Below are 16,300 nucleotides of genomic sequence, written 5' to 3'. Positions count from 1 at the left end.
CGTCCCGCCAGCGCGCATAAGTTTTCGGAATGACCTGAGAACGCCAGATCATCAGGCGTTCGCTCGTCATAAAATAGCCGTACTATTTGGAGAACAGCGCGTTCATGTCAACACTGTCACCCTTTGTCCTTCTTCCTAGTTCGCACGTACGTGCTCACGATCAATTTCCCGGTGCCTCCGAGCTTGAAAAACAGCTTCGCGCCAAGATTCGTGGCGAGGTTCGCTTCGACGCAGCTTCCAAAGCCGCTTACTCCACTGATTCCTCCAACTATCGTCACATTCCGATCGGCCTCGTCATCCCTCACGACGAGCTCGACGTTGTCAATACGGTAACCATCTGCCGCAGCTTCAATGCTCCTATCCTCTCTCGCGGTGGTGGCACTTCGCTCGCTGGCCAGTGCTGCAACGCCGCCGTCGTCCTCGACTTCTCCAAGTACATGAATAAGATGGGCGCAGTTGATCCTGTCGCTCGCACGGTTCATGTCCAGCCTGGCATCGTCCTCGACCGTGTTCGCGAAGCGGCAGAGAAGTTCGAACTTACCTTTGCTCCTGATCCTGCCACGCACAGCCGTTGTACCCTCGGCGGCATGATCGGCAATAACTCCTGCGGTGTCCATGCGCTGATGGGCGGTAAGACTGTCGACAACATCGAATCGCTCGATCTTCTCCTCTACGATGGAACACGGCTCACCGTAGGCGCGACTACTGAAGCCCAGCTCGAGCATCACATCGCCTCCGGAGGCCGCATCGGCGGCATCTACGCCGAGCTCAAGCGTCTCCGGGACTCTTACGCCGCGCTTGTTAGGAAAGAATTTCCGCGCATCCCCCGCCGCGTCTCCGGCTTCAACCTCGACGAGCTTCTCCCCGAGAACGGCTTCAACGTAGCCCGCGCACTGGTCGGCAGCGAAGGCACCTGCGCCATCATTCTCGGAGCAACGCTGCGTCTCGTGAAGAGTCCGCAGTACCGCACCCTCGTCGGAGTGGGCTTCGAAGATATCTTCATCGCCGCCGATCATGTTCCTCAGCTTCTCACCCACAAGCCAATCGGCCTCGAAGGAATGGACGGCCACCTTCTTGATGCTCTCCGCAAAAAGCACAAGCTCGAAGATGACCTCTCGCTGCTCCCCGAAGGCCGAGGTTTCCTTCTTGTCGAGTTCGGTGCAGACAGCCAACCCGAAGCCGACCAGCAGGCCGAAGCCTTTGCAGCGTCATTAAAAGATCTTCCTGCCAAGCCCTCCTACCGCATCTACAACGCACACGAGGCCCACCGCGTCTGGGTCATTCGCGAGTCCGGCCTCGGTGCTACCGCAGTCGTCCCCAATCAGCCCATGCGCTGGGAGGGCTGGGAAGATGCTGCCGTCGATCCCGCGCAGGAGGGCTCTTATCTCCGTGCCATCGACGCGCTGATGCGCGAGTTCAACTACACCAGCCCCATGTATGGCCACTTCGGTCAGGGCTGTGTCCACATGCGCTTCAACTTCGACTTCGAAAGCGAAGCGGGCGTCCTAGCCTTTCGAGAATTTATCGACCGCGCTGCCGATCTCGTCGTCGCCCATGGCGGCTCGCTTTCCGGCGAACACGGCGACGGTCAGGCTCGCGCCGCGCTTCTCCCCAAGATGTACGGCCCGGAACTCTTGCAGGCCTTTCGTGAGTTCAAGCAGATCTGGGACCCCGATAACCGGCTTAACCCCAGCAATCTCATCGATCCGCACCAGCCACACGAAGACCTTCGCCTCGGCGCCGATTACAAGCCCTGGCAGCCCAAGACGCATTTCGCCTACGCCGAAAACGATGGCTCCTTTGCCGCAGCGACGCTGCGCTGCGTCGGCGTTGGCGCCTGCCGCAAACAGGACGCCGGAACCATGTGTCCCAGCTTCATGGCTACTGGCGAAGAGCTCTATTCCACTCGAGGCCGCGCTCATCTCCTATGGGAGCTGATGCAGAAAGAAGTCCTCCCCGGCGAATGGAAGAATGACCAGGTAAGGGAATCGCTTGACCTTTGTCTTTCCTGCAAGGCCTGCAAGAGCGAGTGCCCTACCAGCGTGGACATGGCCACGTACAAGGCCGAGTTCCTCTCCCATCACTATGAGCATGCCTCGCGTCCGCTCTTTCACTATGCCTTCGGGCGGATCGACCGTTGGGCACGTCTCGCCTCCATCGCTCCGGGCTTCGTCAACGCCTTCAATAACGCGCCGCTGATCCGCAACATGATCAAATCGACCCTCCACATCCACGGCAAGCGAACGATGCCACGCTTCGCCAAATCCTTCACAAGCGAACGAAAAAAAGCCCATACCCCAACCGGGAAAGACGTCTTTCTCTGGGCTGACACCTTCAATAACTACTTCCATCCCTCGACGATGCGAGCGGCTCATGCCGTCCTGACCGATGCAGGCTTCCGCGTAGGCTTGCCGAATCAACATCTCTGCTGCGGTCGCCCGCTCTACGACTTCGGCATGTTGGATACGGCCAAAGAGTATCTCCTCAAAATACTCGATACTCTCGCGCCGCAATTAGCCGCTGGAACTCCCATCGTCGTGCTCGAACCGAGCTGCGCCTCTGTCTTCCGCGATGAACTGACCAACCTGCTCCCTAATGATCCTCGTGCTGCCAAACTCCGCGATCAGACGCTTCTGCTCGGCGAGTTCCTCGTAAAGCATGCGCCTGACTACCACCCTCCGCAGATCGATCAGAAGATCATCGTCCACGGTCATTGCCACCACCACGCCACTCAGAGCATGAGGGACGAGATGCAGATCCTGCGTGCTACCGGAGCTGATGTCCAACTCCTCGACTCCGGCTGCTGCGGCATGGCTGGTCCCTTCGGCTTCGAGGCCGACAAGTACGAAGTCTCGCAAACCCTTGGCGAGCGGGTTCTCCTTCCCGCTGTTCGTAGCAATAAAGAAGCCATCATCATCAGCGATGGCTTTAGCTGCCAGGAGCAGATCACGCAAAACACCTCTGCGAAACCCATGCATCTGGCCGAGGTTCTAGCGCAAAATCGCCAACGGTAGCTAATTACCTTGAAAATTGCTAAAAATGCACTGACCTTAGCGTGGTATGACCAATTGCAGGTAAGATTCCCAAGAGCGCAGTGTGCGCATTGGAGAACGCATGAAAATAACCGATATTCGATGGATTGCAGTGGCAGTGGCAGGTTTAATGGTTGGGACAGTCGTCCCAGCAATGGCAGCAGGCAAGGTCTGTGATGCTCGCGCCTACGGTGCCAAGGCGGATGGCACAACGAAAGACACTCAGGCCATTCAGAACGCGATTGACGACTGCGCGAAGGCCGGTGGCGGTACCGTGAAGCTTTCCGGTGGCACATTCCTCTCAGCGCCTATCGTCCTTAAGAGCAATATCACTTTCGACATTGCCAAAGGGACGACGTTGCTGGGTTCTCCAGATCATGCTGACTATCCGAGCAAAATTGAGTTTCGTGGTCCCGGTTATCAGTCTCTCGTCAGCGCAACGAATGCTCAGAACATCACCATCACCGGTGGCGGAGTCATCGATGGCAATGGTGCAAGCTGGTGGGCATTGGCGCGAACCCAGAAGAACGCCGGCGTCCTTGGCAGTGAAAACTCGCGACCAAGAGGTGTTGTCTTCGACCACTGCAAGCACGTCCGCATCGAGGGTGTGACTGTTCAGAACTCGCCTTACTGGCAGATTGTTCCGTACTATACCGACGACGTGGTCATCCGTAACGTTCGCATTCTCGCTCCTCAGCACTCGCCGAATACCGATGCTATCGATCCTTTCAGTTCCAGCAACGTTGTCATCGATCACGTCTATGCTGACGTAGGCGACGACAACGTAGCCATCAAGAGCGGCATGATTAATTCGCCCGGTCCTGATGCGCCGAGCAAAAACATCACCATCACCGATTGCGACTTCATGCACGGTCATGGCCTCTCCATCGGCAGCGAGATCGCTGGTGGCGCGCAGAACATCAAGGCCGAGCGCATCCACTTCAACGGCACCGATCAGGGTATTCGCATCAAGGCAAACCGCGACCGTGGCAACGATGTCAGCAACATCTCCTTCAAGGACATCACGATGGAGAACGTGAAGACTTCGATCCTCATCAGCGAGTACTATCCGAAGGCGCTGCCTCAGGGAGAGGTTGCGGCAGAACCTGTTCAGCGACTGACGCCGCACTTCCACAACATCACCATCGAAAATGTGAAGTCGGTCAACAGTGCATGGGCAGGCGTCATCATCGGCTTGCCTGAGGCTCCTGTAAAAAATCTTGTGATGAAGAATGTCGACATCCAGGCTAAAAAGGGGATGGCGATTGCCTATGCAGATGTCACTGGAAAGAATGTCAAAGTGACGGCAGCCGAAGGGGAGGGAATTACTGTCGCTCCTACAGCAAAGGCGACCTTCAAATAATTAGCAAAGCTCTAATAATTAGCAAAGCTCAATCGGAAAAAGCGCGGCCTGAACCTCGGCAGCGCTTTTTCCTGTAATGCGAAGCACCTTCATACGGCTTGTCGTGCCGGAAAGAAGGGCAATGCGCGACCGAGGAATCCGCAGCAGGTCGGCAATGAACTCAATAAGCGCCTCGTTGGCGCGTCCATCCACCGGTGGCGTTGTCAGCGAGATCTTCACGGCACCGGCATGGAGGCCGGTAACGTCATTTTTCTTTGCTCCTGGGTGTACGCGGACTGCCAGCGTGCAACCGTCAGGGACATTCTGAGCGAAGGTACATGTGTCTTCGATCATGCCGGATACTCCCGCTTGCCGAAGAGCGCCGTGCCGACGCGGACACAGGTGCTGCCTTCCTCAATCCCTACGACAAAATCGTTCGACATGCCCATGGAGAGCTGCGTCAGTGCTGGATGTGTCTTTTGTGACTCATCTCGAAGCCGCCGCAGTTCTTTGAAGTAAGGCCGCGCCGTTTCGGCGTCGAGCGACCATGGCGGAACAGTCATCAAGCCGACAGCTTCGACTGATTCGAGGTGGTCTATCGCAGCCAGAAGCTCCGGTAACTCTTCCGGAGCCAGGCCGTGTTTCGATTCCTCGTAGCTCAGCTTTACTTCAACCAGCACGGGGAGCTTTTTGCCGAGTGCGGTTGCGGCTGCGTTCAGGCGCTGTGCGATCTTCAATGAATCCACCGCGTCGATCGCGTCGAACAGCTCGGCTGCTTTGTTGGTCTTGTTGGATTGCAGCGGGCCGATCAGGTGAAAGTTAGCATCGGTCAGGCCGCCGAGGTGCTGCGACTTCTCCTGAAACTCCTGCACGCGGTTTTCGCCGAACAAGCGCTGACCCGCCGCATAGGCCTCCAGAATGACTTCGACTGGATGAACCTTGCTGACGGCCATCAGCGCTACTTCGCTCTCCGAACGATTGCTCTGGCGGCAGGCCTGTGCAATCTGTTCGTGCAGGCGGGCGAGATTATCGGCGATGGACATGATTCTGTCTTATCTGCCGTGCTCTTCCAGATACTTCTCTACCTCGAGCGCGGCCATGCAGCCTGATCCGGCTGCGGTAATGGCTTGGCGGTAGCGGCGGTCCTGAATGTCACCGCAGGCAAAGATGCCGGGGATGATCTTGCCGTTCAACGTCGGAAAGACGTTGTTTTGCGTCAGGATGTAGCCGTCTTCGTCGAGATCCAGCATGCCCTTGAACGCCGATGCGTTTGGCGTGTGACCGATGCCGAGGAACATCGCCGAGACGGGAAGGATGGACTCTTCGCCGGAGATGCGGTTCTTCAGACGAAGACCTTTTACGTCTTTCTCTTCAACACCGAGCACTTCTTCGACCGTGGTGCTGGAGAGGAACTTGATGCTCGGATGAGCGATGGCGCGCTCGAGCATGATCTTCGAGGCGCGGAAGTTCTCGCTGCGATTGATCAGTGTGACCTTTGAGGCGAAGCGGGTGAGAAAAAGCGCCTCTTCCATGGCCGAGTCGCCGCCGCCGATGACGGCGATCTCCTTGCCGGAGAAGAAGAAGCCGTCGCAGGTGGCGCAGGAGCTGACGCCGTGGCCGATCAGGGCTTGTTCCGACGGCAGGTTCAGCCAGCGGGCGCTTGCGCCTGAGGCGATGATGAGCGTCCGGGTGTGAATGATCTCGTTGCCGAGGTTCAGCTCGAAGGGATGCTTGCTGAGATCGACCGACGCGAGATGGGCCATGCGCAGCTCGGCACCGAAGCGGACTGCCTGCTTCTTCATGTTCTCGATCAGCTCTGGACCTTGAATGCCGTCGGGCCAGCCGGGAAAGTTTTCGACCAGCGTGGTGATGGACAACTGGCCGCCGGGCTCGTGGCCTTCGAGGACGAGAGGCTTGAAATTGGCACGGGCGGCGTAGATGGCGGCGGTCAGTCCGGAGCAGCCGGACCCGAGGATGACGGTGTCGCGAGTATTGTTTTCTGGCATATGAACTCTCTTAGTGTAAATGCGCGGTTCAGGAAAAGGATTCAAGGGCGCATTTAGTGACACAATTGAGGCTATGGCAAATCTTACGTTGGTCTACGGAATGAGGCTGCTGCCCGCGGATGAGATCGCGGCAGTGGGCGACGCACCGGTTACGCTGAACAATGGCAACGAAGCGCATGTGACCATGCATATTCTGGAAGGAAGCCGGGAACAGATCGAAGCGCAGCTTCGCATGAGCATTGACGCCTTCTTTGATTTCTATCCTGAGATCTAGGTACTTCCAGGGTCTACCCCCCCGGTATACTTATTTTGCAAAGTCTTCATTCTACAGGGTTTATTTTGCAAAGTCTTCTTTCTAAAAGACTTAGGTCCAGCCTGCTTTGGCTGGGCCTTTGTGTGTTTCTTTCTGTTTTAAGTTTATCGAATGGGAAGGAACTATTTTGCAGTTTTCGGGGATTTATTTTGGAGGATAAGTTGTTTATTTTGTGCTGGCTAACTGTTTTCTGACGGCTTCTGGGCTTGACAGGTATTTTTGCTGAAAAGGCAACGGCAACGGGTTGTACAGGGGCAAGGAGAGTGCCGCAGGGGAGGCTTGTCTCGAAATAGGGCAAGACCGTCACGTTACCAGTCTTCTGCCGAAAAAGAGCAGAGGACGGTGTGGCGAGATGTTCGGGACTCTGTGGATATTTCGGCGGTTGCGCGGCTTGTCAGCGGTGATGCTGTTGGTGGTGGCGACCGCTGCTCCCTCACAGACAATTCCCTCCAAGGGCTCCGGGACTGCGACAACGGCACAGAACGTGGAAGATGTTCTGCATGAGATGTCGGATAGAGCGGACGTCATCTTCGTGGGGCAGGTGGTGGCGATACGTCCCCATGATGGCGGCGGCGAGGGTGCAGGGTTTGTCGAGGTTGATTTTCAAGTGGCGCAGGCCATTCGCGGCTGCAATGGCGGCACATATGTTTTGCGGGAGTGGGGTGGGTTGTGGTCGGGCAATGGGCAGCGCTACCAGGTAGGTCAGCGGCTGCTGATGTTGCTGCATGCGGCGGGAGCCAGCGGGATGAGCTCGCCTGTGGGTGGTTTGGATGGGGCGATCCCCATTCGAGGAGTTGCCGATGCTTCGCCGCTGGTGACGGCTGAGTCGAATGCACCTGTTCCCATGGCTGACCTTCGCTGGCTTGGTGCGAAGGTGATGCATTCGGCGTCGTATGTGTTGCAGGCACCGCTGCCCCTTGCTCCTTTGACATTGGGACAACAGACGGCCTCCTTGAACAATCCGATTGTGAACCCAGTTGTCTCTGCGGAAGACGGTTCTAGCCGTACATCGGCTCCGGTGCAGCAGGCGACGGTCGATACGGTGGTCAAGCTGCTGACCTCGTGGAAAAAGGCAACGGATGATGGCCGTTGAAGTTACGCGATGGCTGCGAAGGATATCTGCGGTTGTCCTATGGTGGCTGGTTTCAATCGCAACGGTCTTTGCCGGAGGGCCGCGGTGGGTGACGGGGCCGCCATATTTCAGCACATCCGGTTTTCCGGTGACGTGGTATACAAACCAACTGCTTTATTTCACCGATCCGGGCGACCTGAGCCCTTATGTCGACAATGCCGCAGCGAATGCAATCGTAGCTGCCGCTGCAAACGTTTGGAATGTGCCTACCGCAAGTCTGGTGCTGGGCTATGGCGGCTCGCTTGACGAGCATGTCAGCGAGGCCAATGTCTATTTGGGTTCGAATGGACTGGTCTTTCCGACGGATGTGCAGAGCGGTAATTATCAGGCCAAGCAGATTGCTGTGATCTACGATAGCGACGGATCGGTGACGGACATGCTCCTGGGTAGCGGCGCAAGCGATCCTTCAGGATGCCGTCAGAACGCGGTAACCGAGAGTGTCGACTCCATCGTTCCGGCTGGTTATATCCAACATGCTCTGCTGATTCTGAATGGCCGCTGTACGGGACCGGCCCCGGAACAGCAGTTGCAGATCCAGTACCAACTGATGCGTGCCTTTGGGCGCATTCTTGGGCTGGGCTGGTCGCAGGTGAACGACAACGTCTTTACAGGAAGCCCGCAACCGACTGCCATGCAGGCGATGAATTGGCCGATCATGCACCCCATCGACATCATCTGCGGACCATATACGTATCAATGTCTGCCGCAGCCGTTTAGCTTGCGGGCGGATGATCTTTCAGCGCTTGCGATGCTGTATCCGATTGCCCAGAACCAGGCTCCTTTGGGCAAGACGGACTCTCTGTATCTGGCCCACGAGATCGTCGGCAATGTCTATTTTCCGACGGGGCAGGGAATGCAAGGGGTCAATGTGGTGCTGAGACGCTGGCATCAGTTTGTGGCTCTTCCAGAGACATGGCAGACGGTGTCGGCGGTCTCGGGAGTTTTCTTTAAAGGGGCAGGCGGTAATCCGGTTGCGGTAACTCCATCCGGCGCTACCGGAAGCAGCGGAAGTTTAAATCTAGGGTTTGAGGGGTATTACGAGATGGCACGTATCCCAATGCTGGATGGTAGCTGGGACAACGACATTCTCGACATAGAGCCGATCAACCCGCTTTATACCGGTCAATACGCGGTGGGTCCCTACATCGCCAATCAGGTTGAACCTTCCGGGGCGAACGCGGAGCTGGGCACAGACATCATGAGAAGTTATCAGGTGGCGCGGATGAATCTCTCCCCGGCGAGCGCTGCCAGTAGTTGTAATACCGCAGCCGACGGAACTGAGGCATCGCCGGCCGCGATTGTGTCGCAAGGCTGGTGGACGGGTACGCTCTGTGCCTATGGGCATACGGCGTGGTCCACGCTGTCGATAGCAGGCAATCGCAGCTTCACGATTGAGGTGACGGCGCAGGATGAGAATGGATTCGCCACGATGGCAAAGGCCATGCCGGTCATCGGTGTTTGGAATGCGACGGATGCACTTAAAACGCTGCCAAGCGTAGCGTCGGCTTCCACGGCATTTAATAGCGCAGCCTATGGGACGACTTCGTTGACGGTGCAGAGTGCGCAGCCAAGTCAGTTCCGAGTTGCGATTGCGGACCAGCGTGGTGATGGTCGCCCCGATTTTGGCTATCAGGCGCGATTGTTGTACGCAGGCAGTATCAGTCCGGCGAGCGTCAGTGCCGGGGGTGGAACCGTCACGATCTCAGGAACAGGATTTCGTGCGGGGAACATGGTGACCGTCAATGGCGTGGCCGCTACGGTAACAAGCTGGACGGCCACTTCGATTGTGGCTACGGTTCCCTCGCTGCGGACTTTGGGGCATAATGCGGCAATTACAGCGGATGTTGCCGTCACTGATCCTTCGACCGGAGGCACGACTGTGATGGGGAGCGCGCTGAGCTATGCTGCGCCTCTGCCCTCACTCAACCTTGTAGCTGCGCCTTCGGGGACGGTGTTCGCCGGGGACACCTTTGTTGTTCCATTTACGGTAAAGGCGCTGGCTGCCGATGGGACGACTCCCGTCGCAGGTCAGCTTGTCAGCTTTACAGCCAGCGGAGATGGAAGTGTTCAGTTCGGAGCGTGCGGCGGCGCTGCTTGCAGCGTAATGACAGATGCGTCGGGATTAGCGTCGACAAGCGTAACCGCGTTGGCAGCAGGCGATGTCACTGTATCGGCAGCGAGCACGATAGGGACACAGGCAGCTTCATTTAGTATTGCCACTCGGATAAGGACTTTAACTGCCGCTCAGTCCATGTTGTACGTCGCAGCCGGTGCAACCGTTCTCTGGACACCGCAGGTAGCGGCCAGCGATAACTCGGCCTCCACTACGGGCGTGGTTGTAACTTGGCAGCCTGTTTCAGGAGCGGCGGTCTTTTCTCCAGCACAGTCGCAGATAAATGGTTTGGGAGTAGCGGAGACTCAGGAAGAGGTTGGTCCGCTGGCGGCGAATGAGCAAGCGGTGTCATCTGCCTGTGCGTGGACGGCGGTATGCGCGGCTATTACGGCACAAGGCGTGGACCCTGGTGAATGGAGGATTGAAGCGATCAGCGGAGCGGGGCAGTCGGTTGGTGCAGAAGGAGCTTTAGCGCCGGTTTTGCTGCGAGTAACAGACACGGCCGGCCATGCAATAGCTGGAGCTTCGGTTGAGATTCACCAGACCGTGGATGCATGGCAGGGGCCTTGCCCTGGACAAGGACGCTGCCCGATACCACCTGGCGAGAGCGCAGAGGTGTCATCGTCTACCTCGGATACGAATGGCTTTGTAACGATTACGCCGTTGCAGGTTGCCGGAATTGCGGAGGTTACAAATCTTGTTGCCGCAACGGGAACACAAGGGTTCATTTCGCTATCGCTCGAGAAACATCCCTGATGTATGCGAGTCGTTGTGACACAATCAATTTGCCGGGATGTGGAGCATGATCGCTACCTTCGGCATCAAATTGTATAGATAAGAAGAGGAGCCGCAACGATGGTTGATGGAACTTCCGGAGGTGGTGTCGAGCGCAAGCGAGTGGTCATTATCGGCGGAGGATTTGCAGGGCTGAATGCAGCGCTGGACCTGGCCAAACTGCCGCTCGATATTTCGCTGGTCGATAGAAGAAACCACCATACGTTTCAGCCCTTGCTATACCAGGTAGCGCTTGCGGTGCTTTCGCCTGCAGATATTGCCCAACCGATTCGGTCCATTTTAAGCAAGTATCCGAATGTCGAAGTGTTGATGGATGAGGCTGTTGCCTTTCATCTCGATCAGCAAAGAGTTGAATTGAAGACGGGCGCACAGCTCGAGTATGACTATCTGATCGTTGCCACAGGTTCTACACACTCCTACTTCGGCCATGACGAATGGGCGAAGCTGGCGCCGGGGCTCAAGACGGTAGAGGACGCGACGGAGATTCGACGTCGCGTGCTGCTTGCGTTTGAGCTTGCAGAACGGCAGATGCAGGAGACTGGCAGCCATCCTTCGCTGAATTTTGTGATTATTGGCGGCGGACCTACCGGCGTAGAGTTGGCGGGAGCGATCAGCGATATCGCGAAGCTATATATGTCGAATAACTTTCGTCATATCGATCCTTCGCAAGCGCAGGTGCTCATCCTTGAAGGGTCACCGAATATTCTGGGGATGTATCCGGACGACCTGCAGGCGAAGGCGCGAGAACAGCTCAACGCGATTGGCGTAAAAATTCGTGTCAACGCTCATGTCTCTGATGTGCAGCCCGGTTATGTCATGGTTGGTGAAGAGCGCATCAACGCCGTGGTCACGCTTTGGGCAGCGGGAGTGCAGGCTTCGCCGCTAGGGAAGTTGCTGGGCTTTGAGACGGATAGAAAAGGATGTGTGCTGGTCGATCAGCATCTCAACCCGCCCGGACATCCCGAGATATTTATCTGTGGCGATCTCGCCCACATTGAACAGGATGGCAAGCAGGTTCCTGGTGTCGCGCAACCCGCTATGCAGATGGGCAAGTATGCTGCGAAACGAATTGCGCGGCTGGTCGCGGCGGATCTAGGAAGCGATGGCACAGGGAAGAACGAGCCGTTTCACTACTTCGACAAAGGCGATATGGCTACCATTGGACGCAAGGCTGCCGTGGCCAATATTCAATGGCCGTTCAAGGGGCATTGGAGCGGTTTTCCTGCCTGGATGACGTGGCTTGTCGTCCATATTTTCTTTCTCATCGGCTTTCGAAATCGCCTCTCAGTATTTCGCCAATGGGCCTGGACGTACGTCACCTTCAAAGACAGCGCTCGCCTGATTACCGGCTCGCAGGAACTGCCGGGATGGAATGCCGTGGAGACACAACAGCTTCACCCTGATACGGCGCCTCTGGATCTGGGATCGCCGAAGACGTAATTTGGGGGACTGAGGACTCAGATGCTCTGCTGGTGAGGGTTGAAGACTGGCGCTCTTTGCTTTGTGGCCTGTTCGAAGAGGCGCATGGTTTCGCCTTCTTCGAGCACCTTTATCTTGCTGCTGATTCCCAGCCGTGCGGCTTCAGCCATCAGGCGTTGCGGTGGTTCATCCATTGGTTCACGACCAAGATTGAATGTGCCGAAGTGCATCGGAACCATCCACTCCGCACCGGTTTCTACAAAGGCGCGCACAGCCTCTTCGGGACTGGTATGGACGGTACGGTAGCTGTCGGGAAAGTAAGCGCCGATAGGTAACAGTGCTACCTGCGGGTGTAGTCGTGCTCCAATCTCGGAGAAACCAGAAAAATAGGCGGTGTCACCGGAGTGGTAGATGGAGTTGCCGCCGGCTTCGATGACATAGCCACCGTATCCACGGTGCGTATCACTGAACATGCGCGCCCCCCAATGTTTGCAGGGAGTCAGCGTTACGTTTAGACCGCGCACTTCGAGCTTTTCCCACCACTTCATTTCGTGTACGTGCGAGAAGCCCAAGCCCGCTACCAGATCTTTTACCCCCCAGGGAACGATCACGTCAGGGGCTTTCTTTCCCAGCATTTGTGTACTGCGAACCACGCGGCGCAGAGACGCTATATTGAGGTGGTCCATGTGAGCGTGGGTTAACAGCACGAGGTCAATGGCAGGCATCTCGTTGATTCGTAACCCCGGTCGTCGTTGTCTTCGCAACACGATCAAATGTTTGGCGAAGACTGGATCGATCAACACCGCGCGGCCGCCCAGTTGCAGCAGAAATGATGAATGGCCGATGAAGGTGATTCCAAGCTCATTGGGGCCGACGATCTCAGCCAACCGTGTCTCGCCGGCTATCGGCTGCGCGTGGCTCTCCTGCACCAACCGCCAGAGTTGCTTCAGTTTCGTCACCACAAAGGGCTGTCCTCTCCACTGACCAAACATCTGCCACCTTATCTAGATGCATATGCCTGTTATGGCTTTGCCTAAGCTCTCTAGGGTAATCCGATCCTGCATCGGCTACCGAGGCTACATTAAGCGGCATCTACTTTATAAGACGAGCACACCAATCGGGAGGACTCTGCTATTTCAGTTACGTTACCGGGATTTCGCTTCTAATCGAAGTGGAGATTAATAGCCAAATTGAGGCTGCGGCTACGGAGAAGCGCCTGCTTGCCGAGCACAGGATTGCGGTCGCGGCGCCGAGTACGACAAGCGGACTCGGCGCGTCGTCTTAACGCACAGCCTGTTGTTCTGCGGCCATCGCCTTTTTAGCCCAGGACTCGTAGGTAAGCCGATCCTTCATCTCATTCCATGTCGCATCGGGAAGCACCATTAAATCGGCACGTTTGATTCCAGGAAATCCTGTTCCCAGTGCGTCCAGGCCGCCCTCTCTGTCCTCGCGCATATAGTTCTTCGAGATATAGACATCATTTGCCTTTGCCCATGTGCTGATATGGGTAACCGGCTCATCCGCAATCTCCTTTGCGGTCCAGTTTGTAAAGTGAATCTGCTTTTCGAGCCATTCGACGCCATCGCGATCTACCCACGAGGTGCGGTGGCTGATGCCCGGATAAAAGACGGTCGTAAACATACCCTTTTCTGTTCCTCGAAGGGCGATCGCGCGAGCGCGGGTATCGGCGAACCAATCCGGCCCGTGATGTGGGATGTCCATTACGGTATCCGCCAGGCCATTCATCACATACATTGGGCCTCGGTCGGCATTGAGCGCGTAGAGTATCGCGCCACGATCTCCCAGAATGCGCAGCGATTGGTAAGGCGGCCCCTGACAGGGAAGCTTATTGGCGTCGAAGTATCCCGGCTCAACTCCGTCGTAATCGCCACCTCCGCTAAGTAGTACAGCGTGGATTTGAGGATCGATTGCGCCGGTGATTCCTGTGATAAACGATCCCATTGAATAGCCCACGGTGGCGATCCGTCTCTTGTCGACCTCGGGCCTTTGCGCCAGATAAGCGACGGCTTGCATGACATCCACCTGCATCAGGCCGGCCAACCGTTGTCCCCAATCGGTCCGCGGCAACCCTGCTGGAGGATCGACCCATTTGTCGTGCGAGCCTGCCTGCGATTTCTTGTCGATATTCCGCTCCCCCTCGCCGATCGGATCGTACGTAACTACCATCGCACCAGCGCGAGCGAAGAGCATTCCGCTGTAGAACGCATACCAACTGAATTTGTCACCGCCGTGTCCATTCACGACGACAATACCGGGCAGCTTGCCCTTCCATTTTTCGGGGCGGTAGACAATTGCAGGCACCACCATCCCGTCCAATGTTTGATAGGTCACGCGCTCTGCGATGACTCCCGGCATGGGAGAAAAGCTGGACCAGGTCTTTGCCTCAAGTTTGGGAAGCGTTGCTGGGATGTAGAGCTGTTTGCGAATCGTTTGCCGCCATCCCTCGTCTCTCACGGCTCTCTGTCTCGCGGTCAGCGGCGTTGCTGCTTGACCGCAAACGGTTGCCCCGAGAACGATCCCCACCAGAGCCAGTTTCAAATACCTCACTCGTTTCCCCGATCTCTTTTATAAACTCGTTCTAAATCTCTTCTATAAATTGTAGGCGCGATAGAATCGCACAACGACTATGAATCTTTACGCTGCCGTTCTGGCCATTATCGTTCTCACGCTGCTTGCCGTCTCACTGGTGAGCCTTCGTAATGTCAAGACTAAGGCCGACTATCTTGTCGCCGGTCGATCACTTCCAGCGTTTGTTCTTATTTTTACGCTTTTGTGCAGTTGGATCGGATCAGGCTCTTTGCTGGGCGGAGCCGAGAACGCCTATCGGCATGGCTTTGCAGCACTGTGGCAGGCTGGCGGAGGCTGGGCAGGCCTTCTGCTTATCTATTTCATTGCACCGCGAGCACGGAAGTTCGCTCAGTTTACGATTCCCGATCTACTTGAGGCGCGCTATAGCCAGACCGCCCGTGTACTTGGCGTTATTGCCATTCTTTTTACCTACACAGCGGTTACCAGCTATCAGTTTGTTGGTGGCGGCGATATCCTGCATCTCGTCTTCCCCACTTTTATTACTCCTGTTCTTGGCCAATACATGCTGGCTGGCTTTGTTATCGTTTTTACCGCGATTGCGGGTATGGCCTCGGTAGCCTATATGGACGTGGCTATCGGCCTGCTTGCTACGGCAACATTGGTGGTTGCCTTGCCGGTACTTGCGCATCGCGCAGGCGGCTGGAGTGTGATTCATGCCGCTCTGCCTGCAACACACTTTCAGGTGTTCGGTGACCTGAGCTTTGCGCAGGCTATGGAACTCTTTTTGCCGACATGCCTGTTGTTGCTCGGCAATCAGTCCATGTATCAGAAATTTTTCTCGGCGAAGTCGGAAAAAGCCGCAACTCGTGCCGTGGTCGGCTGGATCATTGGCACTGTCATCTTAGAGACGGTGATTGTGGCGATTGCTGTTGTCGGCTCTGTGCTCTTTCGCTCCGGAGAGGTACATGATCGTCCCCGGGAGATTCTGGCCTACTGCGGACTCCACGGCTTCGATGGATCGAGGTTGCTTGAGATTCTTGGGGCGTTGCTGGTCGGAGCTATCTTCGCCAAGATTATCTCCACGGCCAATAATTGGCTTTTTTCTCCTGCGACCAACCTTATTAACGATATTTTTCTGCGCTATATTGCGCCAGAGTCCTCAAATAAGCGGACGCTGGCTGTCAGCCGTTTAATGGTTGTGCTTCTGGGGTTATGGGCTCTCTATCAGTCGCTGCACGTTCAATCGGTGCTGAAGAAGTCCCTCTACGCGTATACGATCTACTCGGCGGCGCTGACGCCTGTTATTCTGGCCGCTTTTTTCTGGAAGAGAGCTACTGCGAGTGCTGCGGTGGCAAGCATCGCTGTAGGTACCGTGGTTACGATCTCCTGGGATACCAGCTTCGTGCACGGCCACGTCCCGGCGATCCTCGCGCAAAGAGACGCTATCTTTCCTGCCCTCTTTGCGTCGCTTGTTGCCTTGGTCGCCGTGAGCCTTCTCACTCCGCCACCTGGTTCGGCCCAGCTTCAGCCATTTTCCGAGTCATAAACCGGGAAAAATTAAATAGACAGAGTGCAATCAGATTTTCACACTAACCTTC

Annotated in this window: 12 protein-coding genes; 7 read left to right on the top strand and 5 right to left on the bottom strand. The window is 56.3% G+C overall.

Going from position 1 to position 16,300, the window contains the following annotated elements; translation table 11 throughout:
* Window positions 1-104: 104 nt before the first annotated feature.
* Together IEW09_RS00315 and IEW09_RS00310 are read left to right on the top strand one after the other, a co-directional pair.
* On the top strand, window positions 105-3,014 hold the full coding sequence (locus IEW09_RS00315) for an FAD-binding and (Fe-S)-binding domain-containing protein (protein WP_188552196.1): 2,910 nt from the start codon (window positions 105-107) through the stop codon (window positions 3,012-3,014).
* A 100-nt stretch (window positions 3,015-3,114) separates the two neighbouring features.
* Window positions 3,115-4,395 (top strand): glycoside hydrolase family 28 protein, encoded by a 1,281-nt coding sequence (locus IEW09_RS00310; protein ID WP_188552195.1) that lies wholly within the window; start codon window positions 3,115-3,117, stop codon window positions 4,393-4,395.
* An 18-nt stretch (window positions 4,396-4,413) separates the two neighbouring features.
* Here the strand turns inward: IEW09_RS00310 and IEW09_RS00305 are convergent, their stop codons facing one another.
* From IEW09_RS00305 to trxB, 3 genes are read right to left on the bottom strand one after another with little or no spacing between them, the layout of a single operon-like run.
* A complete protein-coding gene (locus tag IEW09_RS00305; protein WP_188552194.1) occupies window positions 4,414-4,728 on the bottom strand; it encodes a DUF167 domain-containing protein in 315 nt (104 codons plus the stop codon).
* The gene (locus tag IEW09_RS00300) at window positions 4,725-5,417 is read right to left on the bottom strand and encodes a YggS family pyridoxal phosphate-dependent enzyme (RefSeq protein ID WP_188552193.1); all 693 of its coding nucleotides are present in this window, start codon (window positions 5,415-5,417) and stop codon (window positions 4,725-4,727) included. Before IEW09_RS00300 ends, IEW09_RS00305 begins: the two co-directional genes overlap by 4 nt.
* A gap of 9 nt (window positions 5,418-5,426) precedes the next feature.
* Window positions 5,427-6,380, bottom strand: coding sequence for a thioredoxin-disulfide reductase (gene trxB / locus IEW09_RS00295; RefSeq protein WP_188552192.1), 954 nt, complete (start codon window positions 6,378-6,380; stop codon window positions 5,427-5,429).
* A 73-nt stretch (window positions 6,381-6,453) separates the two neighbouring features.
* Between trxB and IEW09_RS00290 the strand changes: the two genes are divergently transcribed.
* The 4 genes from IEW09_RS00290 (at window position 6,454) to IEW09_RS00275 (ending at window position 12,173) form a co-directional block, all read left to right on the top strand.
* The gene (locus IEW09_RS00290) at window positions 6,454-6,654 is read left to right on the top strand and encodes an allantoinase (RefSeq protein WP_188552191.1); all 201 of its coding nucleotides are present in this window, start codon (window positions 6,454-6,456) and stop codon (window positions 6,652-6,654) included.
* A 391-nt stretch (window positions 6,655-7,045) separates the two neighbouring features.
* Complete coding sequence (locus tag IEW09_RS00285; protein ID WP_188552190.1) at window positions 7,046-7,786, top strand: hypothetical protein; 741 nt, start codon at window positions 7,046-7,048, stop codon at window positions 7,784-7,786.
* On the top strand, window positions 7,776-10,694 hold the full coding sequence (locus tag IEW09_RS00280; protein WP_188552189.1) for an IPT/TIG domain-containing protein: 2,919 nt from the start codon (window positions 7,776-7,778) through the stop codon (window positions 10,692-10,694). Before IEW09_RS00285 ends, IEW09_RS00280 begins: the two co-directional genes overlap by 11 nt.
* Before the next feature lie 99 nt (window positions 10,695-10,793).
* Window positions 10,794-12,173 carry an NAD(P)/FAD-dependent oxidoreductase gene (locus IEW09_RS00275; protein ID WP_188552188.1) on the top strand — a complete coding sequence of 460 codons (1,380 nt, stop codon included), beginning with the start codon at window positions 10,794-10,796 and terminating at the stop codon, window positions 12,171-12,173.
* Between the two features lie 17 nt (window positions 12,174-12,190).
* Here the strand turns inward: IEW09_RS00275 and IEW09_RS00270 are convergent, their stop codons facing one another.
* Together IEW09_RS00270 and IEW09_RS00265 are read right to left on the bottom strand one after the other, a co-directional pair.
* A complete protein-coding gene (locus IEW09_RS00270; RefSeq protein ID WP_229738967.1) occupies window positions 12,191-13,111 on the bottom strand; it encodes an MBL fold metallo-hydrolase in 921 nt (306 codons plus the stop codon).
* A gap of 322 nt (window positions 13,112-13,433) precedes the next feature.
* Entirely contained in the window at window positions 13,434-14,720 is a 1,287-nt protein-coding gene (locus tag IEW09_RS00265; RefSeq protein WP_188552186.1) for an alpha/beta hydrolase family protein, read from the bottom strand.
* Between the two features lie 79 nt (window positions 14,721-14,799).
* On the opposite strand from IEW09_RS00265, the gene IEW09_RS00260 reads away from it, so the two are divergent.
* A complete protein-coding gene (locus IEW09_RS00260; RefSeq protein WP_188552185.1) occupies window positions 14,800-16,248 on the top strand; it encodes a sodium:solute symporter family protein in 1,449 nt (482 codons plus the stop codon).
* The last annotated feature ends 52 nt before the right edge of the window (window positions 16,249-16,300 follow it).

The organism is Edaphobacter dinghuensis, from assembly GCF_014640335.1.
In the GTDB taxonomy this organism is placed as follows: domain Bacteria; phylum Acidobacteriota; class Terriglobia; order Terriglobales; family Acidobacteriaceae; genus Edaphobacter; species Edaphobacter dinghuensis.
This window is presented reverse-complemented; position numbering and strand designations above follow the sequence as displayed.

Coding starts and splice junctions, on each gene's coding strand:
- IEW09_RS00315 (WP_188552196.1), top strand. CDS start 105: ATGTCAACACTGTCACCCTTTGTCCTTCTTCCTAGTTCGCACGTACGT.
- IEW09_RS00310 (WP_188552195.1), top strand. CDS start 3,115: ATGAAAATAACCGATATTCGATGGATTGCAGTGGCAGTGGCAGGTTTA.
- IEW09_RS00305 (WP_188552194.1), bottom strand. CDS start 4,728: ATGATCGAAGACACATGTACCTTCGCTCAGAATGTCCCTGACGGTTGC.
- IEW09_RS00300 (WP_188552193.1), bottom strand. CDS start 5,417: ATGTCCATCGCCGATAATCTCGCCCGCCTGCACGAACAGATTGCACAG.
- trxB (WP_188552192.1), bottom strand. CDS start 6,380: ATGCCAGAAAACAATACTCGCGACACCGTCATCCTCGGGTCCGGCTGC.
- IEW09_RS00290 (WP_188552191.1), top strand. CDS start 6,454: ATGGCAAATCTTACGTTGGTCTACGGAATGAGGCTGCTGCCCGCGGAT.
- IEW09_RS00285 (WP_188552190.1), top strand. CDS start 7,046: ATGTTCGGGACTCTGTGGATATTTCGGCGGTTGCGCGGCTTGTCAGCG.
- IEW09_RS00280 (WP_188552189.1), top strand. CDS start 7,776: ATGGCCGTTGAAGTTACGCGATGGCTGCGAAGGATATCTGCGGTTGTC.
- IEW09_RS00275 (WP_188552188.1), top strand. CDS start 10,794: ATGGTTGATGGAACTTCCGGAGGTGGTGTCGAGCGCAAGCGAGTGGTC.
- IEW09_RS00260 (WP_188552185.1), top strand. CDS start 14,800: ATGAATCTTTACGCTGCCGTTCTGGCCATTATCGTTCTCACGCTGCTT.